18 protein-coding genes are annotated in these 22,266 nt (G+C 64.0%); 9 read left to right on the top strand and 9 right to left on the bottom strand.

Annotated features, from left to right (window positions below; all coding sequences use genetic code 11):
- Position 1: 1 nt before the first annotated feature.
- On the bottom strand, positions 2 to 973 hold the full coding sequence (locus tag ASD67_RS11275) for a cysteine synthase A (RefSeq protein ID WP_056346873.1): 972 nt from the start codon (positions 971 to 973) through the stop codon (positions 2 to 4).
- Positions 974 to 1,197: 224 nt separating this feature from the next.
- Between ASD67_RS11275 and ASD67_RS11270 the strand changes: the two genes are divergently transcribed.
- Positions 1,198 to 3,237, top strand: a complete 2,040-nt coding sequence (locus ASD67_RS11270; RefSeq protein WP_235535636.1) for a TonB-dependent receptor — start codon at positions 1,198 to 1,200, stop codon at positions 3,235 to 3,237.
- A gap of 61 nt (positions 3,238 to 3,298) precedes the next feature.
- Here ASD67_RS11270 and ASD67_RS11265 read toward each other — a convergent pair whose 3' ends face one another.
- The 5 genes from ASD67_RS11265 to ASD67_RS11245 all read right to left on the bottom strand — a co-directional run bounded on the left by ASD67_RS11265 (position 3,299) and on the right by ASD67_RS11245 (position 8,526).
- Entirely contained in the window at positions 3,299 to 3,838 is a 540-nt protein-coding gene (locus ASD67_RS11265) for a hypothetical protein (RefSeq protein ID WP_056346868.1), read from the bottom strand.
- A 44-nt stretch (positions 3,839 to 3,882) separates the two neighbouring features.
- On the bottom strand, positions 3,883 to 4,626 hold the full coding sequence (gene fabG, locus ASD67_RS11260; protein ID WP_056346866.1) for a 3-oxoacyl-[acyl-carrier-protein] reductase: 744 nt from the start codon (positions 4,624 to 4,626) through the stop codon (positions 3,883 to 3,885).
- A gap of 19 nt (positions 4,627 to 4,645) precedes the next feature.
- Positions 4,646 to 6,577 carry a beta-propeller domain-containing protein gene (locus ASD67_RS11255; RefSeq protein WP_056346864.1) on the bottom strand — a complete coding sequence of 644 codons (1,932 nt, stop codon included), beginning with the start codon at positions 6,575 to 6,577 and terminating at the stop codon, positions 4,646 to 4,648.
- 72 nt (positions 6,578 to 6,649) lie between these two features.
- On the bottom strand, positions 6,650 to 7,588 hold the full coding sequence (gene fabD, locus ASD67_RS11250) for an ACP S-malonyltransferase (RefSeq protein ID WP_056346862.1): 939 nt from the start codon (positions 7,586 to 7,588) through the stop codon (positions 6,650 to 6,652).
- A 110-nt stretch (positions 7,589 to 7,698) separates the two neighbouring features.
- Complete coding sequence (locus ASD67_RS11245) at positions 7,699 to 8,526, bottom strand: LD-carboxypeptidase (protein WP_056346860.1); 828 nt, start codon at positions 8,524 to 8,526, stop codon at positions 7,699 to 7,701.
- Positions 8,527 to 8,581: 55 nt separating this feature from the next.
- Between ASD67_RS11245 and ASD67_RS11240 the strand changes: the two genes are divergently transcribed.
- The 7 genes from ASD67_RS11240 (at position 8,582) to ASD67_RS11210 (ending at position 14,250) form a co-directional block, all read left to right on the top strand.
- Positions 8,582 to 9,961, top strand: coding sequence for a Mur ligase family protein (locus ASD67_RS11240; RefSeq protein WP_056346858.1), 1,380 nt, complete (start codon positions 8,582 to 8,584; stop codon positions 9,959 to 9,961).
- Between the two features lie 347 nt (positions 9,962 to 10,308).
- Positions 10,309 to 10,677: a 30S ribosomal protein S6 gene (gene rpsF, locus ASD67_RS11235; protein ID WP_056346855.1), complete on the top strand. Its 369-nt coding sequence runs from the start codon at positions 10,309 to 10,311 to the stop codon at positions 10,675 to 10,677.
- Positions 10,678 to 10,688: 11 nt separating this feature from the next.
- Positions 10,689 to 10,913: a 30S ribosomal protein S18 gene (gene rpsR, locus ASD67_RS11230; protein WP_056346852.1), complete on the top strand. Its 225-nt coding sequence runs from the start codon at positions 10,689 to 10,691 to the stop codon at positions 10,911 to 10,913.
- A gap of 14 nt (positions 10,914 to 10,927) precedes the next feature.
- Positions 10,928 to 11,551, top strand: a complete 624-nt coding sequence (gene rplI, locus ASD67_RS11225; protein WP_056346850.1) for a 50S ribosomal protein L9 — start codon at positions 10,928 to 10,930, stop codon at positions 11,549 to 11,551.
- A 262-nt stretch (positions 11,552 to 11,813) separates the two neighbouring features.
- Positions 11,814 to 12,851, top strand: a complete 1,038-nt coding sequence (locus tag ASD67_RS11220; RefSeq protein WP_056346848.1) for a hypothetical protein — start codon at positions 11,814 to 11,816, stop codon at positions 12,849 to 12,851.
- Between the two features lie 8 nt (positions 12,852 to 12,859).
- Positions 12,860 to 13,516: a Fe2+-dependent dioxygenase gene (locus ASD67_RS11215; RefSeq protein WP_056346846.1), complete on the top strand. Its 657-nt coding sequence runs from the start codon at positions 12,860 to 12,862 to the stop codon at positions 13,514 to 13,516.
- Positions 13,517 to 13,521: 5 nt separating this feature from the next.
- Positions 13,522 to 14,250 carry a class I SAM-dependent methyltransferase gene (locus ASD67_RS11210; protein WP_162248567.1) on the top strand — a complete coding sequence of 243 codons (729 nt, stop codon included), beginning with the start codon at positions 13,522 to 13,524 and terminating at the stop codon, positions 14,248 to 14,250.
- A 39-nt stretch (positions 14,251 to 14,289) separates the two neighbouring features.
- On the opposite strand, the gene ASD67_RS23075 is transcribed toward ASD67_RS11210, so the two are convergent.
- Both ASD67_RS23075 and folE read right to left on the bottom strand, forming a co-directional pair.
- A complete protein-coding gene (locus tag ASD67_RS23075; RefSeq protein ID WP_156377667.1) occupies positions 14,290 to 14,913 on the bottom strand; it encodes a hypothetical protein in 624 nt (207 codons plus the stop codon).
- 294 nt (positions 14,914 to 15,207) lie between these two features.
- Positions 15,208 to 15,804 (bottom strand): GTP cyclohydrolase I FolE, encoded by a 597-nt coding sequence (folE, locus tag ASD67_RS11205; protein ID WP_056346841.1) that lies wholly within the window; start codon positions 15,802 to 15,804, stop codon positions 15,208 to 15,210.
- A 437-nt stretch (positions 15,805 to 16,241) separates the two neighbouring features.
- On the opposite strand from folE, the gene ASD67_RS11200 reads away from it, so the two are divergent.
- Complete coding sequence (locus ASD67_RS11200; RefSeq protein WP_156377666.1) at positions 16,242 to 19,274, top strand: TonB-dependent receptor; 3,033 nt, start codon at positions 16,242 to 16,244, stop codon at positions 19,272 to 19,274.
- Positions 19,275 to 19,400: 126 nt separating this feature from the next.
- Here the strand turns inward: ASD67_RS11200 and ASD67_RS11195 are convergent, their stop codons facing one another.
- Positions 19,401 to 22,043: a TonB-dependent receptor gene (locus ASD67_RS11195; RefSeq protein ID WP_056346840.1), complete on the bottom strand. Its 2,643-nt coding sequence runs from the start codon at positions 22,041 to 22,043 to the stop codon at positions 19,401 to 19,403.
- Between the last annotated feature and the right edge of the window lie 223 nt (positions 22,044 to 22,266).

Raw genomic sequence — 22,266 nt, 5'->3', positions numbered from 1 at the left:
TTCACGCCGCCAATCCTTTGCTCACCAGCCACTCGGGGTTGTAGAGCGTCGAGAGATAGCGAAACCCGCTGTCGCACAGGATGGTTGCAATGCGCTTGCTGGGGCCGAGTTGGCGCGCCAGCGCCATCGCGCCCGCGACGTTGATCCCCGACGACAGGCCGAGGCACAGCCCCTCCTCGTCGAGCAACTGGCGCACCACCGCGAGCCCCTCGGCATCCGAGATGCGAAATTGCGTGTCGATGGGCGCGCCGTCGAGGTTGGCGGTGATCCGGTTCTGGCCGATCCCCTCGGCGACGCTCGATCCTTCGGGCTTGAGTTCGCCGCACTGGTAATAATTATAGAGGCCCGCGCCGTGCGGGTCGGTCAGCGCGATGGTGATCTTCTCGTCCTTGGCTTTCAGGCCGAGCCCCGTTCCCGCGATCGTGCCCCCCGTCCCCGCGGCACAAGTGAAACCGTCGATCCGGCCGTCCATCTGCGCCCAGATTTCCTCGGCCGTGCCGAAGATGTGCGATTTGCGATTGGCGATATTGTCGAACTGGTTCGCCCAGATCGCATTGTCGGTTTCCTCGGCGATGCGGCGCGAGGTGTGGACGAAATGGCCCGGATTGGCGAAGGGCGCCGGCGGCACGAGCACCAATTCGGCACCGAGCGCGCGGATGGTGTCCATCTTCTCGGCGCTCTGATTGTCGGGCATGACGATGATCGTCCGGTACCCGAGCGCATTGGCGACGAGCGCGAGGCCGATCCCGGTGTTACCCGCCGTCCCCTCGACGATCGTGCCGCCGGGCTTCAGGCTGCCGTTCGCCTCGGCATCGCGAACTATATACAGCGCGGCGCGATCCTTCACCGATCCGCCGGGATTGGCATATTCGCATTTGCCCCAGATTTCGCAGCCAGTGGCGGCGCTGGGGCCTTTCAGAAGGACGAGCGGGGTGTTGCCGATCAGCTCGAGGCTGGTGTGCGCAATGGTCATGGCCGTTGATCTAGGGCGCCGCCCCGCGGCCCGCAAGACAGCTTCTTTTGTCCGGGCAAAGGTCGGCCTTCATCGACGGACGGCGCCGTGGTCCCGACGAACGGCGGGAACTGGCCCTTGCCTCTGTAACAATATATCATTACTGACGCCGCCACAGTCGCCAACGAAAACAGGATTTCCTCTCCATGCGCTTGCTTTGCTCCGCCGCTTCGACCCTCGCCCTGATGCTGACCGCGCCCGCCTTTGCGCAGGACACCGCACCGCAGACGGGCGACGACGATTATCACACCGACCAGCCGATCATCGTCACCGCGCCTTATGTGCGCAGCCTCGACATATTGGGCAATGTGTCGGTGATGGAGGGCGAAAAGCTGGCGCAGGATATTCGCGGCCAGATCGGCGACAGCCTGACCAGCCAGCCCGGCGTGTCGGCGAGCAGCTTCTCCCCCGGCGCCTCGCGTCCCGTGCTGCGCGGTTTTTCGGGTGAGCGCGTCAGCGTGCTCGTCGACGGCCTCGGCGCGATCGATGCGTCATCGACCTCGGCCGACCATGGCGTCAGCATCGACCCGCTGACCGCCGAACGCATCGAGATCCTGCGCGGCCCGTCGGTGCTGCTCTTTTCGAGCCAGGCGATCGGCGGCGCGGTCAACGTCTTCGACCGCCGTATCCCGCGCGGCATCCCCGAAGCGCCCTTCCACGTCGACGCCCTCGCCAGCTATGGCAGCGCCGCCGACGACAAGAGCGTCGGCGCCTCGGTCGACGTCGCCCTGACCAAACAGCTCGTCTTCCACGTCGATGGCAATTATCGCGATTCGAACGATGTCCGCGCCGGCGGGCTGATCTATGCCGAGCCTTTGCGCCAGCGCCTGCTCGGCCTCGCCGCCGATGCGACCGCCGACGGCGATGCCGATGAAGCCGCGCGGCTGACCGGCGCCGCGAACAGCCGCGGCCGCATCCCGAACAGCGCAAGCACCAGCACCAGCGCCGGCGTCGGCGCCGCCTATATCAACGACGGCGGCATGCTCGGCCTGTCGTTCGGCTATCTCGAAACCGACTATGGCATCCCGCCGCGCGCCGACCTGGGCGAGGAACCGACGATCTCGTCGCGCCAGTACCGCGTCGACCTGCGCGGCGAGGTCGAACTGGGCGACGGCCTGTTCGAGAAACTGCGCGTGCGCGGCGCCTATGGCGATTACGCCCACACCGAATTCGACGACGGCGTCCCCGGCACGACCTTCCTCAACAAGGGCATCGAGTTCCGCACCGAGCTGGCGCAGAACGACCGCGGCGGCTGGCGCGGCGCGAGCGGGTTGCAGTACAGCTTCCGCGACTTCGCCGCGATCGGCGACGAAGCCTTTTTGCCGCCCAACGAAACCACCCGCCTTGCCGCCTTCACGCTGCAGGAAAAGGAAATGGGTCCGCTGACGCTCGAGGGCGCGCTGCGGTTCGAAAAGAGCAATATCAAGGCGAGCAGCATCGGTTACGACCGGTCGTTCAACGCTTTTTCGGGTGCGGGCGGTTTCAGCTATGCCCTCGCCGACGGGATTAAGGCGAGCATCTCGGTCTCGCACAGCGAACGCGCGCCCTCGGCCGAAGAGCTGCTGTCCGACGGTCCGCACGCCGCGACCCAAACCTTCGAGCGCGGCAACCCCGATTTCGACAAGGAAACGAGTTGGGGCGGTGAAGCCTCGCTGAAGTTCAACCGCGACGGCTATTCGGTCGCGCTCACCGGCTATGCGAGCTGGTTCGACGGCTTCATCTATGAAAGCGATACCGGGCTGATCGAAGACGACCTGCCGCTGTTCCAGTTCCTGCAGGACAAGGCGCGCACCTACGGCTTCGAGTTCGAAGCGGCGGCGCCGATCGCACAGATCGCCGGTTTCAACATCGTCGGCGACGTCACCGCCGACATGACGCGCGCCAAGATCAAGGGCGCCGGCGTCGATGGAAACGTCCCGCGCATCCCGCCACTGCGCGTGCTCGGCGGGCTGGAAGCGCAGGGCGATCGGATCGACGCGCGCGCCGAGGTCGAATGGACCGACGACCAGAACCGCATCGCGACCTTCGAAACCCCGACCAAGGGCTTTACGCTGGTCAACGCGTCGCTGACCTGGCGTCCGCTGCCCGAAACGAAGAATCTGTCGCTGACGCTGGCGGCGAACAATATCTTCGACGTCGATGCGCGGCGTCACGCCAGCTTCACCAAGGATTATGTGCCGCTCGCCGGCCGCGATATCCGGATTACCGCCCGCGCGAGCTTCTAGATCCCGGGCTCGCGGGGCAAAGCCTGGTCCAGCGCCGCTGGACCAGGCTCGATCGCCGCCATCAGAACGGCAGCAGCTTGCGTTTGTTCCAGTAGATCGAGGTCGCCGCGGCGTATGCGCCGACCTTTTCCCACACCCCCGAATCGACCTTTTCGATGTCAACGCCGGTGTCGATATAGGCCTGGACGATCGACATGATCTGGTCGTCGGTCATGTCGGCCGACAGGTCCGGATTCGTGCCGCTCGGACCGAAATCGAGCGCCTTGTCGACCGGCGCGTTCGACAGGCTGTTGCGCGCAAGGTCGCCGATCAGCCATTCGCGCGAAATCCGCGCGAGGCCGTAATCGAAATAGTCGGCCTTGTTCGCCTCGTCGATTGCGTGGCGCGCGACGCAGGTGTCGGTGATCGTCGCCAATTGCTTGAACAGCGCGTCGCGCGACACATCGTCGCCGACGCCGGTCATCGCCGCCCCGATCGACGCCTTCAGCGTCGCATTGGCGTCCTTCGTCACACAGTCGAACTTGGCGCCTTCCTGCGCCATTGCGGCGCCAGGCATGGCGGTCCATGCCAGCAAGGCGCCCGCCATGATTCCCTTCAACATAGGATCGTCCCTTCCACCCGAATTTCCCTCGGCAACACAGTCCCCTAGGACAGCATGGCCATGCCGCCGTTAACATGCAACGTCTGGCCGGTGACATAGCCCGCCTCTTTCGACGCCAGATAGACCACCGCCGCGGCGATGTCGCTGCCCTCGCCCATGCGCCCCGCCGGGATGCGGGTGTTGAGCGCGTCCTTCTGCGCGTCGGGCAGCTCGGCGGTCATCGCGGTGGCGATGAAGCCCGGCGCGACGCAATTCGCTGTGACCCCGCGGCTCGCCAGTTCCTGCGCCAGCGCCTTGGTCATGCCGGTGACGCCGGCCTTCGACGCCGCATAATTGGCCTGCCCCGGATTGCCGGTGGCGCCGACGACGCTGGTGATCGAGATGATGCGCCCGAAGCGCGCCTTCATCATCGGCTTGGCCGCCGCACGCGCGAGGCGGAAATTGGCTTCGAGGTTGATGCGGATGACGTCCATCCATTCCTCGTCCTTCATCCGCATGATCAGATTGTCGCGCGTCACCCCTGCGTTGTTGACGAGAATGTCGAGCTTGCCGCCGAGCGCCTCGACCGCCGCGGGTACCAGCGCGTCGACCGCGGCGCTGTCGCCAAGGTTGCACGGCAGCGCGACATGGTCGCCGCCGAGGGTGTCGCGAAAGGCGCTCAGCTTGTCGGCATTGGACCCCGAAACCGCGAGCCGCGCGCCTTGGGCAGCGAGCGCCTGCGCAATGGCCGAACCGATCCCCCCGCTGGCACCCGTCACCAGCGCGGTCATCCCTGAAAGATCGAACATATTTCCCCTAATCTCCTTGTCAGCGACCCGGCTGGCGACGCGGAGTAAAGTCGATGCGCGCCGTTTCGCGTATCTTCCCGTCCTGCCAGCGGCCTTCGACAAGTTCATAGCCCATCAACGCGAAGATGCGACCGCCAAAAAACACCGGACGCGCGTTGCCGTACCAGTCGACGCACGAGGCGAGACAATGATCGTCGCCCTGCCCCGGGCGGGCGTCGAGCGTGCCCGCGAGCGACAGGTCGCGCGCGGCGCGGCGGAGGTAGAGGATCGACGCCGCGCTGCCGAGGAACTTCGTCCCGTCGTCGCTGCCGCGCATCACCGGCAGGCCGAGCAACCCATCGTCGCCGTTGCCGTCCGGGTCGGGGCGATAGAAAAAGGCGTGGCTGCGATTCTCGCCCTCCGCCGCGGCCGGGAAGGCATAGCGGCTCGCGAGCTTCGGCGTGCCGTCGAGCGCCACCGTCGTGAAGGTCAACGCGCCGTCGCCGCCCGAGCCGACGATAATCGCGTCGCGGCCCATGATGTCGATCCGCCCGACCTGATTACCCGGATCGAGCGGGACGACCTCGCCGCCCTTCACCGGGACGGCGTAGAGCGCGGCCTGCTCGCCGCCTTCCTTGCGCAGGTCGCGACGTATCTGGCCGCCCGCATAGAGCAACCAGTCGCCGACGAAGCGGTTCTGCCGCTCCCACCCCTCGACGCCCGGCAGCGCGCGGAAGTCGGCGGGCTTTACCTTGGCCCCGCCGTCGCCAAAGCGCGATGCCGCAAGGTGGAGCAGCGCCATGTCGCCCTTGTCATTCGCCTCGGCCTGCCACATCGCATCGCCGCCGCCCTCGTCCATGGTGAGCACATTGAGCGATCCGTCCCCCTCTTCGCGAAAGGAAAACTGGTCGAGCGGCATACCGGCGACCTCGACTGCCTGCGGTGCGCCGCCGTCCAGCGGGATGCGATAGAGCATGGCGCGATTGTCCGCCGGGTCGCTGCTCCATTCGGACCCCATGCCGGCCCAGACATAGACCGCGTTCTGCGAGACATAGAAGCTGCGTGACCAGCTGCCGAGCACGTTGGTCGCATCGCAATCCATATCGTCGCTGCCGAGGTCACAGATCATCACGCTGTGCAGCACATCGCCGGCGAGCCTGTCGTCGGCCCATGCCGGCTGCGGCATATAAATGTCGCGCGCGCCGGTGAACGGCTTGAAGGCGCCGACCTTGCCCTTCTGCCAAGTCGCAAGCGCGGGCAGGCTGTCGACGATCCCCTCATAGGTCGGCAGCGGCGCATAGAAGATCAGCCTGTCGCCGATCAGCCGCGAGGCATAGTTGCGCGACGAATAATAATCGCCCGAACGCAGATAATGGGTGTCGCGCCATTTAAGCTTGCCGTCGGCGGAGAGGTGGAAGCGGTTCACCTCGGTGCCGCTGCGCGCATAGCTATAGCCGAGCACGACGACGGTATCGTCGCTAACCAGCATCTCGTCATACCAGGCGCCGTCGGCATCGCTCTTGCCCGGAAAGACATCGACCGCCGCGATCGGTCGCATGCCGCCGCCCGAGGCGTCGATCGTGAACAGCCGCCCGCGCCGCAGCACGATCAGCAAATCGCCCTGTTTCTTGACGATGCCACCCTCGTCGACCCCGGCGGTCTGGACATTGGTGATGCCTTCGCCCGGCGCCGCTTTTGCCGCGGGTTCTTCGGGGGCGACGGCGACCGAGGGCAGCGGAACCGATTCGAGCACGGGGGCCGCCGCGGCGTCAGCGGCGGCCGGTTCGGCAACATCGAGCCGCTGGACCGCGTTTCGTTTCGCGAGGAACGCCTTCAACTCGGCCTCGCTGGCAAAGGCTCGCATGGCGCTGCCATCGCCCTCGCTTGCCGCACAGGACGCCAGCAACGCCGCACCGATTGCCGCAACCAGCGCGCGCGATCGCGGGATTCGCAGTTGGATTAAACCGTTCATCACCCTCTCCCTTGGCTTGAACCATGGGAGCAATGATACATTATCTCTTTAGTTGAGAAAAGCGATATTCGCTCACAGCGTTTTGAGCAGCGCCTCGATATCGTCCATCGAGATCACGCTCGTCACCTCGACTTCACCCGACGCGCTGCGCTTGACCATCGGGCCGAGCACCTTGCCGCCGAATTCGACGAAATGGCCCACGCCGATAGCCTCCATCGCGGCGACGCTCTCGCGCCAGCGGACGCGGCCGGTGACCTGCTGGACGAGCAGGTCGCGGATCGTGTCGGCGTCACCCACCGGGCTGGCGGTGACGTTGGCGACCACCGGAACGAGCGGCGCGGCGGGCGGATTGGCGCCGAGCGCCTCGGCCATCGCGTCGGCGGCGGGCTGCATCAGCGGGCAGTGGAAGGGCGCCGACACGGGCAGCAGCACGCCGCGCTTGATGCCATAATCCTTGACCAGCGCGACCGCGCGCTCGACCGCGCCCCTGTGGCCCGAAATCACGACCTGCGACGGGTCGTTGTCGTTGGCGACGGTGCAGATTTCGCCCTCGGCGGCGGCGTCGGCGAGCTTCTGCGCGGTGTCGATGTCGGCGCCGAGCAGCGCCGCCATCGCGCCGATGCCGACGGGCACCGCCGCCTGCATCGCCTGCCCGCGCGTCTTGAGCAGCCGCGCGGTGGTCGCGAGGTCGAAAGCGCCGGCGGCGCAGAGCGCGCTATATTCGCCGAGGCTGTGGCCCGCGACATAATCGGCCTTGGCCGACAGCGTCACGCCGCCTTCCTTTTCGAGCACCCGCAGCGTCGCGATGGCGTTCGCCATGATCGCGGGCTGGGCATTTTCGGTGAGGACCAGCTGGTCCTCGGGGCCTTCGGTCATCAGCTGGAACAGTTTCTGACCGAGCGCGTCGTCGACCTCCTGAAACACCTCGCGCGCGACCGGCGACGCGTCGGACAAGGCCTTGCCCATGCCGACCGCCTGGCTGCCCTGACCCGGAAAGATGAATGCGCGCATGACCCTGTCCTTATATCGTCGCCCCCGCGCAGGCGGGGACCGTTGGCGTTTGAACTCTAGCGGCCCCCGCCTTCGCGGGGGCGACGCAATAGGGTCAGGCGCCTATTCCCTCACCCCGCGCGATGCAAGCCGAAGGGGACGACCTTGTTGCCCGCATCATGGCCGATATCGGCGCGGCCAAGATACGGAATGTCGCAGCGCGCACACCAGTGGCGCGCGATATCCTCGGCGTCGGCGCCGAAGGGCCGGTCGTTTTCGGGGATGTCGCTGACGCGGCCGAGCCGCAGCCCGGCCAGCCCGCGCGGGCCGAGATAGCTGGCGACATGGAAGAAGGCGCGATCGAAGGCGTAGAGATATTCGCTCACCTCCTCGACCAGCAATATATGACCACCAAGGTCGGGTTCGAGCGGGGTGCCGAGCAGCATCGACAGCGTCATCAGGTTGAACGCCGCGTGGCGCGCGCCATGCTGAAGCCCCGGCTCGCACACCGCAGGATCGCGCGCGACGAGCCAGTCGAGCGCACGCAGCACCGCGGCATCGCCATCCGCGCGGCGGATATCGGCGACCATCGGGCCATGCGCGACATGGTCGAAGCCGTCGCGATAGAGCGCGCCGAGCAGATTGCCCTGGTCCGAATAGCCGAGATACGCCTTGCCGCGCGCGACGTCGGTCATCGCCGCGACCGCGTCCTCGGCGATCCGGCAGGCACCATAACCGCCGCGCGCGAACCAGATCGCGTCGATGTCGGGACGGTTCGCCATCTCGACCAGCGCCGCGAAGCGATGCCCTTCCTCGCCCGCAAAATGGCCATGCACCGCGAAACATTGCGGGTCGAAGATAAGCTCGACCTCGGGGTAGCCGAGGCTCGCCAGCGCGCGCACCGCCTCGGCATCGTCGGGCAATATGGGGGTGCTGGGGGCGACGATCCCGATGCGCATAGCGTTCGCCTCCCCTTCCCTTGCCAAGCCCTCGCCAACGCCATAACGCCCCGCCATGACCGAAAACAAATCCTATTTCTTTTGCGGCATCGGCGGGTCGGGCATGTTGCCGCTGGCGATGATCGTGGCGGCGCGCGGCGCGCAGGTTTCGGGCTCGGATCGCAGCCGCGACCAGGGGCGTTCGCCCGATAAATTCGCGTGGATCGAGGGCCAGGGCATCGCGCTGGTCCCGCAGGACGGCAGCGGCGTCGCCGCCGGCCAGACCCTCGTCGCCTCGGCGGCGGTCGAGGACAGCGTTCCCGACATCGCAGCCGCCAACAAGCTGGGCCTCCCCCGCATGACGCGCGCCGATCTCAACGCGGCGCTGTTCAACGAAGCGGCGCAAGCTGTCGGCGTCGGCGGGACCAGCGGCAAGTCGACCGTCACCGGGATGATCGGCTGGATCCTCGCGCGTGTCGGACACAAGCCGACCGTGATGAACGGCGCGGTGATGCGCAATTTCGCCAGCGACGAAACACCCTTCGCCAGCGCGCTGGTCGGCGATGCGGCCACTTATGTGAGCGAGGTCGACGAGAGCGACGGATCGATCGCCCTCTACCGCCCCGACGTCGCGGTGGTCACCAACATCAGCCTCGACCATAAGAGCCTCGACGAGTTGCACATGCTGTTCGGCGATTTCGTCGCCAAGGCGCGGATCGCGGTGGTCAATGTCGACGACCCCGAATCGCGCCCGCTGATGAGCGGCGAGAATGTCATGCGTTTCGGCTTCAGCCCGCTCGCCGGAATGCGCGGCAGCGATTTCGAGGCACTGCCCGACGGGTGCCGCTTCACCGCGCACTTCAACGTGACGCAATGCGAGGTGCGGCTGCGGATGCCGGGGCGCCACAATGCGTCCAATGCGCTGGCAGCGATGGCGGCGGCGCGCGCGCTGGGCATTTCGATCCGGGAGTCGGCAGCCGCGCTCGCCGATTTCACCGGCCTTGCCCGGCGCTATGAGGTGCTGGGACAAGCCGGCGGCGTCACCATGATCGACGATTTCGCGCATAATCCCGACAAGGTCGCCGCGACCCTCGCGGCGGTAGCCGAATTGCCGGGCCGCGCGCTGCTGTTTTTCCAGCCGCACGGCTATGGCCCGCTGCGCCAGATGGGCAAGGAACTCGCCGCCAGTTTCGCGGCCGGCATGCGCGACGGCGACAAATTGTTCGTCTGCGATCCCGTCTATTTCGGCGGCACCGTCGACCGCAGCATCGGCAGCGAGGCGCTGGTCGCCGACATCGTCGCCGGCGGCGGCGATGCGGTCCACCTGACGACGCGCGCCAATTGCGGCGCGGCGATGCTCGATGAGGCGAAAGCGGGCGACCGCATCCTCATCCTCGGCGCGCGCGACGATACGCTGACCGAGTTCGGGCGCGAATTGCTGGCGAAGCTCGCATAGTTCCTTCTCCCCTTGAGGGAGAAGGATACGAAGCCTTGCGCCGAAGGCGCTCGGCGCAGTTGGATGAGGGTTGCGCGCTAGAGGCGCGCGCGGCCCTGCGGACCGCAACCCCTCACCCAGCTTCGACTAACCGCCAAGGCGGTAAGTCTTCGCAACCCTCTCCCTCAAGGGGAGAGGGGCGGCATGCTTGATTCCCTCGCGCAAATCTGTATAGGCGCGGCCATCGGGGCGAGGCTTTGAGCCATCGCCCCGTTTGCTTTGCACCGATTCGCAAAGCGAGACGACAGCCGGAGGGGGTTCGCGATTGGCGCGGAACCAGCGATCGGCCAAATCGAAGGAAGCGCACCATGCCGTTCTACGAGCATGTTTTTATCGCGCGTCAGGACCTGAGCCAGGCTCAGGTCGACGCGCTGGCGGAAACCGTCACCAACGTCATCGGCGAATATAAGGGCGAGGTCCACAAGACCGAAACCTGGGGCCTGAAGCAGCTCGCCTACAAGATCCAGAAGAACCGCAAGGGTCATTATGTGATGTTGTCGGCCGAAGTGTCGGGCGAAGCCGTTGCCGAGATCGAGCGTCAGGCTGCGATCAACGAAGATATCATTCGCTGGATGACCATCAAGGTCGACGAACTCGAAAAGGGTCCCTCGGTCATGATGCGCAAGCAGGAACGTCGGGGCGGCCGTGGCGGCCGTGACCGCGACGGCGAAGAATAAGGAACAAAGACATGGCACGACCCTTTTTCCGCCGCCGCAAGACCTGCCCCTTCACCGCGAAGGACGCACCGGTCATCGATTACAAGGACGTCCGCCTGCTCCAGGGTTACCTGTCGGAGCGTGGCAAGATCGTCCCGTCGCGCATCACCGCGGTGTCCACCAAGAAGCAGCGTGAGCTGGCGAAGGCGATCAAGCGCTCGCGCCACATCGGCCTGCTCCCCTATATCGTTAAGTAAGGAGGGCTGGTCCGATGGAAATCATCCTGCTCGAACGTATCGAAAAGCTTGGCGGTATCGGCGATGTCGTCACCGTCAAGAACGGCTTTGCCCGCAATTACCTGTTGCCCAACAACAAGGCGCTGCGCGCGAACGACACCAACCGCAAGCTGTTCGAAGCCAACCGCGGCAAGATCGAGGCTGACAACGCCGAACGTCGTGGCGAGGCCGAAGGCCGCGCCAAGGATTTCGACGGCAAGCAGATCGTCCTGATCCGCCAGGCGTCGAACACCGGCCAGCTCTATGGTTCGGTTTCGGTGCGCGACATCGTCGATGCGCTGGCCGAAGACGGCATCACCGGCATCGGCAAGTCGATGGTCGAACTCGAACGCCCGATCAAGGCGCTCGGCCTGGTCGACGTCAAGGTCAAGCTGCACCCCGAGGTCGTCGTGACCGTCGGCGTAAACGTCGCGCGCTCGCCCGACGAAGCCGAAATGCAGAAGCAGGGCATCGACGTCATCGCCGCGATGTTCGAGGAAGAACAGGCCGAGGCTGCTGCCACGGCGCTGGAACCCGACAGCGAAGACGAGTTCGAAGAAGGCACGCCGCCTTCGGAAACCGCCGTCGAAGCGGTTGCGGACGACGCCGAAGAAGCCTGAGCTTTTTCAGCCTAAGCCATTTGAGAGGGCCGCGTTTCCGAAAGGGAACGCGGCCCTTTCTCGTTTCGGACGTTAGCGGAAAAGCCGCCCCCCAAATCCCGTTCGTGTCGAGCGAAGTCGAGACACCCATTGGTAGCGCGCGCCTTCGGGGTGTCTCGACTTCGCTCGACACGAACGGAAATGAGAGGATGGCCTGAAACCCACCCCAAAGCCGAAGCGCCGGGCTGGCCAATCCCCCTCGCCTTTCCTATGGCCGCAACTGATGGCAGACGATCCCTTCCAGCATCGCTTCGCCGGTGACGCGAGCCTGTTGCCGCATATGGCGGACCTTGCGAACGATCGCGTCCTGATCGCGCTGCTGACCGAGGCCGATTATCGCGCCGCGAGCTTCCTCGACCAGCGGCTGCTCACCGACCGGATCGGGCGCGAATGGATGGCGTGGGATGCGCTGCCCGACCTTGGCCCGGCGGCACCGCGCCCGCACCATATCTTCCACATCGGCCATGTCGGCTCGACCCTGGTCTCGCGGCTGCTCGCCGAGACGGCCGACGTCCTGCCGCTGCGCGAGCCGATGCTGCTGCGCACGCTGGCGCAGGTCGCCGAGCGCATCGATCGGCCGGAGTCGGTCTGGTCGCCCGATCTGTATCGCCAGCGGCTTGCGCAGGTGTCGGGCTGGTTCGGCCGCGGTTTCGCCGCCGGACAGGTCGCGATGGTCAAGGCGTCGAGCGTCATCACCGCGATCGCCGACGACCTGACCGGCGCCGACGGCCGCGCGCTGTTTCTCTACGCCCCGGTCGCGCGCTACATCGAAACCATTCTGGCGGGCGAGGCGTCGCTTGCCGAAACACTGGCGCAAGCGCCCGCCCGCATGGCGCGGCTCGCGGCGCTGTTGCCCGACCTGCCCTTCGCGCTCTGGCAGCTGCCCCCGGTCACCCGCGTCGCGATGAGCTGGCTTTGCGAAATGGCAACCGCAGCCCGCACCCTGCCCGCCGCCGATCCGCGCCACCTGTGGGTCGATTTCGAGGCGATGCTCGCCGATCCCGCCGCCAGCCTGACCGCACAGGCGCGGCATTTCGGCCTCGCCCCCGACGCGGCGCGGATCGAGACCGCGCTCGCCGGGCCGATCATGCGCCAATATTCGAAGGCGCCCGAGCATGGCTACAGCCCCGACCTGCGGCGGCAATTGCAGGCGCAGGCCGCCGCCGAGCACGCTCCGGCGATCGCCGAGGCCATCGCCTGGGTTGAAGCGCTCGCCGCACGCGATAAGACAGTCGGCGACCTGCCGATCCACGGCGGATAGGAACGACGATGTTCAAGCTTGTCCAGTTGCTCGACGATGCGGAAGTGCGCGCGCTGCGCGACATCGCCGCGGCCGGCCAGTTCGTCGACGGCAAGATCAGCAACCCGCATTCGACGATCAAGAACAACCTCCAGCTCCACGATGCGCAGGCCTATGAACGCTCGTCGAAGATCCTGCTCGACGCGATGGTGCGCAATCCCGATTTCATGGAGTTCAGCTTTCCCGCGCGGATCGCGCCGCCGCTGCTGACGCGCTACACCCCGGGCATGCATTACGGGCTGCACCCCGATGCCGCCTATATCCCGCTGCCCGATGGCCAGCTGCGCACCGACGTCAGCTGCACGGTGTTCCTGGGCGATCCCGCCGATTATGACGGCGGCGCGCTGCACGTGCAGCTCGGCAATGCCGACCTGCGCTTCAAGGAAGCACCCGGGGTCGCGATCGTCTATCCCTCGCACACGCTGCACGAGGTCGAGCCGGTGACCCGCGGCGAACGGCTGGTCGCGATCACCTTCATCCAGAGCCTGATCCCCGACGTCGCGCACCGCAATCTGATGTACGAACTCAACGAGGTCGCAGCGCTCGAGGGCGGCAAGATGGATCCCGAAAATTATACGCGGCTGCAGGCGGTGCAATATCAGCTCCTGCGGATGTGGCGGCGCTAGGGCCGGTGAGTGGCCACGAAGAAACCCGCTACGAAGCCCGGCTCAACCACAGCGCGGTCACCCGCTTCCTCCATTCGGTCCGCTACAAGAACCTGCTCGGCGTCGTCGAAGCGCTATCGGGTTTCCGCGGCGGCAAGCCGATCCGAATCCTCGACATCGGCTGCGGCAGCGCGCGCGCCTTCGGCCTGCTCGATCCCCGGTTCGCCATCGACTATGTCGGTGTCGAAATGCGTCAGAAGCTATGCGCAGTCGCCCGCGACCGTTTCGGCGACCGCCCCAATTTTCGGGCCGTGCGGAACATCATCGGCAACCGGCTCGACCTGATCGACCAGGTCGACCTGGTCATCGCGCTCGAAACCCTCGAACATATTCCCGCAGACCAGGTCGCGGTGCTGGTCGAGCATATCGGTCGCGCCGAGATCGACGGATTCTATTGCACCGTGCCGAACGAGATCGGCCCCGCCATCGCGGTCAAGAACCTGGGGTCGGCGATGATCGGATATCGGCGGCACCGCGAATATAGCTGGCAGGACACCTTCCACTCGGCGACCTACCGCCTCGACAAGGTCGCGCCGCACCGGACCGGACACAAGGGCTTCGACTGGCGCGCGCTGCAACGGGTGATCGCGGCGCATCTCGACATCCAGGCGGTGCACCGTTCGCCCTATGGCTGGGTCCCCCGCGCGGTATCGCCCAGCATCGGTTTTTATTGCACCCCGCGGGCCATGGATTGATACCCTAGAGGCTATTATGTGCGTTTCTGCGGCAGGAGTTCACAACCAACGATGTGCCCCTCTAAAATATAGCCCTTCACGTTGATTGATCATCATCTTACCAATAGCCCAACGCGCTGACGCCCTTCCTGCTTCAGAACTTAATATGAAATAGTAGTCTATCAGTTTTTCTAGATCATCTTTCCTAAGATAAGGCAGGAATCTCCAACTAAAATCATCACTATTGTACGGAAATATTGGAAAAACTCCCAAACTCTGAGCATATTCTTTGATTACCTCATCGTCAAATGAGCCATCAGATTGCAAGACGTGAAAAACGGCTTGCCCAAGAATGATAGTCGTAGCCGACTCTCGGCTATAGAAATCACCACGGTCCTTTGGACTCAAAGAACGCCTCAAAGTTCTCTTCGCATATATTCGATCAAAGGCACCCGTTTTTCGTCCAAGAAAAATATAGAAGAATCTCGGAATATCTAAATCCTGTCCGAATTTTTTCCTAGTTTCGTCATCTATTGATTTATTATCTTCATAAAGTTCGTCAATATTCATCGAAGTTAGAAGCGACCATCTAGCCAAATTATACGCATTAAGATCATTTATATTCCACACCCCTGAGTACAAATTTAGGATATCATCCTTCGCATTTTCGACGATCCCGCTCATCCATCCGGAATTGCAAACTCGACACACTCCAGATATCTTAATTTGACCTATTACCTGCTGAGGATAGCGCGTGCTGTCGTCATCGACGATTTCCTCCGACGACATCAATTTTTCTACGTTAAGGAAATTTAACTGCCGCTGAGTTGATTTCACATTCAACTCGCTGATACTCCTAAGGAGCGTTTCAGCTATGACATGCTCTCCCGACAAATTATTTTGTCGGCCGCAGTAGATGCATGATTTCCGCCGAGGATCGCTCATCGCTGCACGGCAACGTTCAACACTTGCGAGTCCTTAATAGCCCATCAGGCTGAGCACTTCCTTGCGGCTGCGTTCATCCTCGAGGAAGCAGCCGAGCAGCCGGCTGGTCACCATGCCGACGCCCGGGGTGCGCACGCCGCGTCCGGTCATGCAGCCATGCTGGGCGTCGATGACGACCGCGACGCCATGCGGCTGGAGATTGTCCCAGATGCATTTCGCGACCTCGGCGGTCAGCCGCTCCTGCACCTGCAGGCGGCGCGCGTAACCGTTGAGCACGCGCGCCAGTTTCGAGATGCCGACGACGCGGTCCTTGGGCAGATAGGCGATCGACGCCTTGCCGGTGATCGGCGCCATATGATGTTCGCAGTGCGACTGGAACGGGATGTCGCGCAGCAGGACGATCTCGTCGTACCCGCCGACCTCTTCGAAGGTGCGCGACAGGTGGATCGCCGGGTCCTCGGCATAGCCCTGGCAATATTCGAGCCAGGCGCGCGCGACACGTTTCGGCGTGTCGAGCAGGCCCTCGCGCGACACGTCGTCGCCGGCCCATGTGATCAGTGTGCGGACCGCATCGAGGACCGCGTCGGGCACCACCGGCCTGCCGTCCGGTCCCACTTCCACCTTCGTCATCCGCCCGCCTTCACTGTTGCTATCATGTCGCACATTTCGGGACGAAAGCGCCGCGAAGCAAGCCCCGCGCGACAATAATTTGCTCCAGCGGGCAAAGCTTACGTTGCGGAATCGGAGCTTTTTTATCGTCTCGCGTAATAATATTCCAGCAGGTGAATCTGGTTCAACAAGTCACTTGACGCTTTCGTCAACTGGGCGCAGTTTTATGAGGTTACAGAGCCTGCTCAAGCAGGCCGTGATCGGAGAGCCGGCGTTATTCCCCGAGCGCCGGGGGGAGAGGACGATGCCCAGCACGGCTGGCTACAATATATCGCGCACGCGCTCGCGCCGGACCGGTGAGGTTCGGCGCTCGTAGTCACACGTCTGGACACATCCCCTCCCAATTGAGTGATGCAATTGGGCGATCCGCGACGCGGATCGAAAAAGGGAGGCTATATATGAAGTTCAAGGCACTGATCGGCACCTCGATCCTTGCGATGTCGGTGGCGAGCCCGGCGTTCGCGCAAAACGCGGCGGACGAGACCGAACGCGACGCATTCGGCGGCGAAATCGTCGTGACCGCGCAGCGCCAGTCCGAACGCCTGCAGGATGTTCCCATCGCGGTCAGCGCCTTTTCGACCGAAGCGCTCGAGGCGCAGCAGATCAAGACGCCATCGGATCTTCAGCTGACGCTGCCCAACGTCACCTTCACCAAGACCAACTTCACCGGCGCGAGCTTCACCATCCGCGGCATCGGCGACCTTTGCGTCGGCACGACCTGCGACAGCGCGACCGCGATCCACCTGAACGGCGACCCGCTCTTCTCGACCCGCCTGTTCGAAACCGAATTCTTCGACCTCGAACGCATCGAAGTGCTGCGCGGGCCGCAGGGCACGCTGTTCGGCCGCAACGCGACCTCGGGCGTGGTCAACGTCATCACCGCCAAGCCGAAGCTCGGCGCGTTCGAAGCCGCCGCCGAAGCCGAGTACGGCAATTATGACTCGATGAAGGGCAAAGCGATGGTGAATATTCCCATCGGCGACACCCTGGCCCTGCGCGTCGCGGGCATCTACCTCAATCGCGACGGCTATACCAAGAACACGTTCCTCAATACCCGCATCGACGACCGTGACCTGTATTCGGTGCGCGGTTCGATCCGCTGGGAGCCGACCCCGGATACCACGGTCGATTTCCTCGCCTCCTATTTCCACGAACGCGACAAGCGCACCCGCATCCAGAAACAACAGTGCCAGCGCGACCCGACCGGCATCCTCGGCTGTCTGAACACCCGCCGCGACAATTCGCCGTTCAACGGCAATGCGACCTTTACCGCCGCGCTGACGTCGAGGGAATTCCTCGCGACCCAGGGTATCCCGACGGCGTTCGCACTCGGCAGCCTCTATGGCCCCGACGTCTATGCCAACACGACGATCCCCGCCGATTCGCGTACCGTGAACACCGCCTTCACCCCGCAATATTTCACCAGCGAACTGACGCTGCAGGGCGAGATCGAGCATAATTTCGGGCCGGTCTCGCTGCAGGTTTCGGGCCAGTACCAAAAGGTCAAGCTCGACTCGATGCAGGACTATAACAGCAACGTCGGCAATCGGGCCCTGTATGCGGGCGGCCTGAACACGCTGGCCTTCTTTGCCGCCAATGGCATCCCGACCGGTCTGCCGGCGCCCTTTCCCGCCTTTGTTCCCGGTTCGGCCGCCTATTTCGCGCCGGTCGCCGCCGCGATCATTCCGCAGGGTCCGAACGGCCCGCTCTGCACCTCGCTGCCCGAGGAAACCGGCTTCGGCTCGTTCGGCGGCAACAAGATCTGCGACGCGACGTCGCTGCAGTTCGACCGGTCGAACCAGTATAACAGCAGCTGGTCGACGGAAGCCATTCTCAGCAGCGATCTCGACGGGCCGTTCAACTTCCTCGTCGGCGGCATCTATGCCGATTATCACCTGACCGAGAACAGCTATTATGTGAACGCCTTCCCGATCGACTATCTGACCGGCGTTCTCGGCGCGTTCAACTCGTTCGCCAACGGCCTGCCGCCGTCGTTCCTCGCGACGCCTTTCTTCCGCAACAACACCGACGATTTGAAGATCAAATCCTATGGCATCTTCGGCGAGGCTTATTTCGAGTTCAACGACCGGCTGAAACTGACCGCGGGTCTGCGCTACAACAACGACAAGAAGGCGGTGACGGCGCGCTCGACCCTCGCCAGCTTCCTGACGCCGTTCGGCCAGACCGGCGATGTGTTCGGTTCGCCCTTCGTCGGTTCGTTCGACGCCGATCCCGGCACGCCGGGCAACCAGATCATCCAGGCGCGCAGCGTGAAGTTCAACAAGCTGACCGGACGCGCGGTCCTCGACTTCAAGGTCACCGAGGACAATCTGATCTACGCCTCCTATTCGCGGGGCTATAAATCGGGTGGCATCAACCCGCCGCTGCAGCCGATCTTCGCGGTGCCCGAAAGCTTCAGGCCCGAGCAGGTCGACGCGTTCGAAATCGGTTCGAAGAACACCTTCGGCAACGGCGCGCTGCAGCTGAACCTCACCGCCTTCTACTACAAGTACAAGGATCTTCAGCTCAGCAAGATCGTCGCCCGTACCGCGGTCAACGACAATATCAACGCCAATATCTGGGGCTTCGAGGCCGAAGGCATCGTCCGTCCCGATCCGAACCTCGTCATCAACCTGGGCTTCAGCTATCTGAACACCAAAGTGTCTGGCGACGAGTTCAGCAGCAACCCGCGTGACTTTGGCGGCGGCCGTGCCGATGCGGTGATCGTCAAAGACATCACCAATGCCGCGAACTGCGCCGTCGCGTCCACATCGGGGAATGTCGCGGGAATCAATGCGTTCGTGAATCAGGTGAACAATCTGATCAACACCAACCCGGACATCAATCCCGATCCGGCGGTTACCACGCGCGTCATCCCCGGCATCCAGCCCGGCGCCGGATTGCGCGGAACAACGCCCTTCCCGTCCGACGGTGGCATTGCCTCGACCGGCGCATTCGGCATTTGCGGTGTTCTGAGCGCCGCAGCACAGGGCGCCTTCGCTCCGCTGGGTCTCAACCCTGCGAACTTCGGCGGTGTCGAATATTTCTCGGCCGGCATCCCCGTCAACCTCAAGGGCAACAAGTTGCCGCAGGCGCCGAACTATAAATTCTCGGCGGGCGTCCAGTACACCATCAACTTCGGGGACGGCATGTCGCTCGTTCCGCGCGTCGACCTCGCCTACACCGGCGACAGCTATGGCAGCATCTTCAACGGCAGCGTGAACAAGATCAAAGGCTATGCCCAGGTCAACGCCCAGATGCAGCTGAACGGTACCGACGACAAATGGTATGTGAAGGGGTTCATCCAGAACCTGTTCAACTCGTCGAGCGTCACGGGCCTGTACATCACCGACCAGTCGTCGGGTAACTACACCAACATCTTCACCCTCGAACCGCGCCGCTACGGCATCGCGGCGGGCGTGAAGTTCTAAAGCTCGACGGCGGCAACGCCCACAAGAAAACCCGGCCTCTCGGCGGAGAGGCCGGGTTTTTCTATGCCCGAAATCCGGGGACCCGATAGCGGGGAGCAGGCGTGCCGTCCCTCGCTATCCCGATCCTCAGAATTTGAAGCGAACGACACCGCCATAGGTGCGCGGCTGGTTCGGATAGCCCGAAACGCTGCCCGACTGCGCAACCGCGGGGAAGATCGTCGTCAGATAGGTCGCGTTGGTGAGGTTGCGGCCCCACACGCCGACTTCGACGCCATTGGTCAGCGCGACGGTGAACGACGCGTTGAGCTGGTTGACTTCGCGCTTCAGATTCTGCGCGACGCTGGCCGGGAAACCGGTCAGGCCCTCGACGATCTGCACCGGGCTCTCATAATGATAGTCGACGTGCAGGATCGCGCGCGTACCGCCCGCGAATTCATGCGTGTAGGTACCGCCAGCCGACACCGTCAGCGCCGGGATGCCCGCGGGCGTGCTGCCCGAGATATCGCCGAACGCCGAATTGATGAAGCTGTCGTACTTCGGATCGAGATAGGTGAGCGCCATCGTCAGGTTCAGGCCCTCGACCGGGCGGACCGAGCCGTCGAACTCGACGCCGAAGGTCGACTGCTTGCCCGCATTGGCGAGCGCGAAGCCGGTCCCGGTGAAGATGTTCGACTGGAAGCCCTTGATCGACTGCTTGAACACCGCGAGGTTCAGCGACGCGACCGACCAGTTGGCCTTGAGGCCCGCTTCATAAACGGTCGATTCTTCCGGCGCCGCGAAACGCGAACCCGAGGTGAGGTTCACCGTGCCCAGACCGCCGCTGATGATCGCCGGCAGGTCGCTGGCGAGCGGGCGGCTGTCGCGCGACAGATTGACCGAGCTCGCCTTGAAGCCCGTCGCATAGGTCGCATAGAGGTTGACCGTGTCGGTCAGCTCGTACGACGCGCGGACGCTGTAGGCGAGATCGCTGTCGTTGGTCTTACCGGGTTCGACCGCGTTGGGCAGGTTCAGGAACGGCGGCAGGAACTGGAACGCCTTCAACCCGTTGAGCGGGTTCGCCGCCGGGTTGTTCTGATTGGCGTTGGCGTTGGCCTGCGCACCGGCCGAGAAGGCCGCGAAGGCGCCGGGGTTGGTGCCGGCGAACGCACCGATTTCGGCGGCCGTGGCCGGACGACCAAGGCCAAGACCCTGGGGACCGCCGACGAGCTGCGCAAGACCACCCTGGAACAGCAACGTGTTGCGGAACGGCGCATAGGCCGCGCCGTCGAGATTGATGCCCGAGAAGACATCGCTGCTGACCACGTCGGTCGCGAAGCGCTTCTTGTCCTTGGTGTAGTTGGCGCCGACGGTGAGGGTCAGGCGATCGGTGACGTCGAAATCGACCGTGCCGAAGATCGACATGGCTTCATTCTTCAGGCGATAGGCTTCGTCGAGCCCGGTGCCGGTCTTGAAGAAGGTCCCGGCATATTTCGCCGGATTGCCTTCGAGCGCGCCGAGCGTGCCCTCGAGAAGCGCGACGTTGAGCGCGTTGCCGCTCGCCGCGCGGATCAGCGCATCGCCATAGGGACGGAACTGGGTGCCGAACTTGATCGCGCTCTGCTGGTCGATCTTCTCGTTGAAATAATAGCCGCCGAGCAGGAAGTTGAGCGGGCCGTCGAAATCGGACGCGACGCGGAATTCCTGCGTGAAGGTGTCGATGTCGACATAATCGCTCTTCTCACCGATCAGGTCGGCGCCGGTGAAGTCCGAATCCTGGTTGGTGTCGGCGCGAACCTGGCGATAGGCGGTGATCGAAGTCAGCGCGAGATTGCCGAGATCGTAATCGATCTGCGCCGAACCGCCGTAGTTCTTGATTTTGTTCGACGACAGGAAGTTGTTGTACACATTGTACGAGAAGGGATTGTTCGCGTCGACGCTGGGGCCGCCCGCCAGGGCGTTGGTGATCGCGACGGTCGGGCCGGCGATGACGTTGCCGGCGATGCAGCAATTTTCGTCGATCTTGTCATAGTCGCCGATCAGGCGGATCGACAGCGCGTCGGTCGGTTCGAACAACAGCTGGCCGCGCACGCCGTAACGGTTGCGGTCGTTGACGTCGGTGCCGAGCTTCAGGTCCTGGGCATAGCCGTCGCGGCGGTTGTAGTTGCCGCCGATCGAGAAGGCGATCGTGTCGCTGATCGGGCCGGTGACATTGCCCTTCACGGTGATGGCGTCGTAATTGCCATAGGTGGCTTCGGCGCTGCCGCCGAACTTGAACTGCGGCTTTTGCGTCACGATGCTGATGACGCCCGCCGAGGCGTTCTTGCCGAACAGGGTCGACTGCGGACCGCGCAGCACTTCGATGCGCTCGACGGCGGGAAGGTCGCCGATCTGAGCGGCCGAGCGCGAGCGATAGACGCCGTCGATGAAGACGCCGACCGACGGTTCGATCCCGGCATTGTTCGCGCCGTTGCCGAAGCCGCGGATGATGAAGTTGGTGTTCGCGCTCGACTGGAGCTGCGACACGCGCAGGCTCGGCACCGCCGACTGCAGGTCGATGAGGTCGCGGATCTGCGAACGCTCGAGGTCGGCGGCCGAGGTCACCGAAACGGCGACGGGCGTGTCCTGCAGCGTCTGCGACCGCTTGGTCGCGGTGACGATGATCTCGTTGCCATAATCGACGGTTTCGGTCGTCGTATCGGCGGCCGGGGCGGCGTCCTGGGCAAAGGCGAAGGCGGGGGTGGTTGCGGCGCACAGCATGGTGGCGCCCAACAAGATGTTGCGCAAGGTCATGAGGTTTCTCTCTCCAACCCGCCGGAACGCGGCCCATGGGCCAAAGGAGGGGATGCTCCAGCAGGAACTGGCGGCTCTAGCCGCCCGGTTCGCCGCGTCAACGGGGCGGCGTTATCACATGACTGATTTTCCGGGGTTAAGTGACCAAAAAGCAACAGTTTGCACTGCACCATGACGGGTCAAGTCACGCCATGGCATCGCCGCAATAGGCCATGTCTTAACC

Origin of the sequence: Sphingopyxis sp. Root1497 (assembly GCF_001427085.1) — a bacterium.
GTDB lineage: Bacteria > Pseudomonadota > Alphaproteobacteria > Sphingomonadales > Sphingomonadaceae > Sphingopyxis.
Note: the sequence above shows the minus strand (reverse complement) of the source record. Positions and strands in the feature narration are given on the sequence as shown.

Excerpts from the sequence above, each read along its gene's own strand:
- rpsR (WP_056346852.1), top strand. The coding sequence starts at position 10,689 with ATGGCACGACCCTTTTTCCGCCGCCGCAAGACCTGCCCCTTCACCGCG.
- folE (WP_056346841.1), bottom strand. The coding sequence starts at position 15,804 with ATGACGAAGGTGGAAGTGGGACCGGACGGCAGGCCGGTGGTGCCCGAC.
- rplI (WP_056346850.1), top strand. The coding sequence starts at position 10,928 with ATGGAAATCATCCTGCTCGAACGTATCGAAAAGCTTGGCGGTATCGGC.
- ASD67_RS11220 (WP_056346848.1), top strand. The coding sequence starts at position 11,814 with ATGGCAGACGATCCCTTCCAGCATCGCTTCGCCGGTGACGCGAGCCTG.
- ASD67_RS11275 (WP_056346873.1), bottom strand. The coding sequence starts at position 973 with ATGACCATTGCGCACACCAGCCTCGAGCTGATCGGCAACACCCCGCTC.
- ASD67_RS11195 (WP_056346840.1), bottom strand. The coding sequence starts at position 22,043 with ATGACCTTGCGCAACATCTTGTTGGGCGCCACCATGCTGTGCGCCGCA.
- ASD67_RS11215 (WP_056346846.1), top strand. The coding sequence starts at position 12,860 with ATGTTCAAGCTTGTCCAGTTGCTCGACGATGCGGAAGTGCGCGCGCTG.
- ASD67_RS11200 (WP_156377666.1), top strand. The coding sequence starts at position 16,242 with ATGAAGTTCAAGGCACTGATCGGCACCTCGATCCTTGCGATGTCGGTG.
- ASD67_RS11270 (WP_235535636.1), top strand. The coding sequence starts at position 1,198 with ATGCTGACCGCGCCCGCCTTTGCGCAGGACACCGCACCGCAGACGGGC.
- ASD67_RS11265 (WP_056346868.1), bottom strand. The coding sequence starts at position 3,838 with ATGTTGAAGGGAATCATGGCGGGCGCCTTGCTGGCATGGACCGCCATG.
- ASD67_RS11245 (WP_056346860.1), bottom strand. The coding sequence starts at position 8,526 with ATGCGCATCGGGATCGTCGCCCCCAGCACCCCCATATTGCCCGACGAT.
- ASD67_RS11240 (WP_056346858.1), top strand. The coding sequence starts at position 8,582 with ATGACCGAAAACAAATCCTATTTCTTTTGCGGCATCGGCGGGTCGGGC.
- fabD (WP_056346862.1), bottom strand. The coding sequence starts at position 7,588 with ATGCGCGCATTCATCTTTCCGGGTCAGGGCAGCCAGGCGGTCGGCATG.
- rpsF (WP_056346855.1), top strand. The coding sequence starts at position 10,309 with ATGCCGTTCTACGAGCATGTTTTTATCGCGCGTCAGGACCTGAGCCAG.
- ASD67_RS23075 (WP_156377667.1), bottom strand. The coding sequence starts at position 14,913 with ATGAGCGGGATCGTCGAAAATGCGAAGGATGATATCCTAAATTTGTAC.
- fabG (WP_056346866.1), bottom strand. The coding sequence starts at position 4,626 with ATGTTCGATCTTTCAGGGATGACCGCGCTGGTGACGGGTGCCAGCGGG.
- ASD67_RS11255 (WP_056346864.1), bottom strand. The coding sequence starts at position 6,577 with ATGAACGGTTTAATCCAACTGCGAATCCCGCGATCGCGCGCGCTGGTT.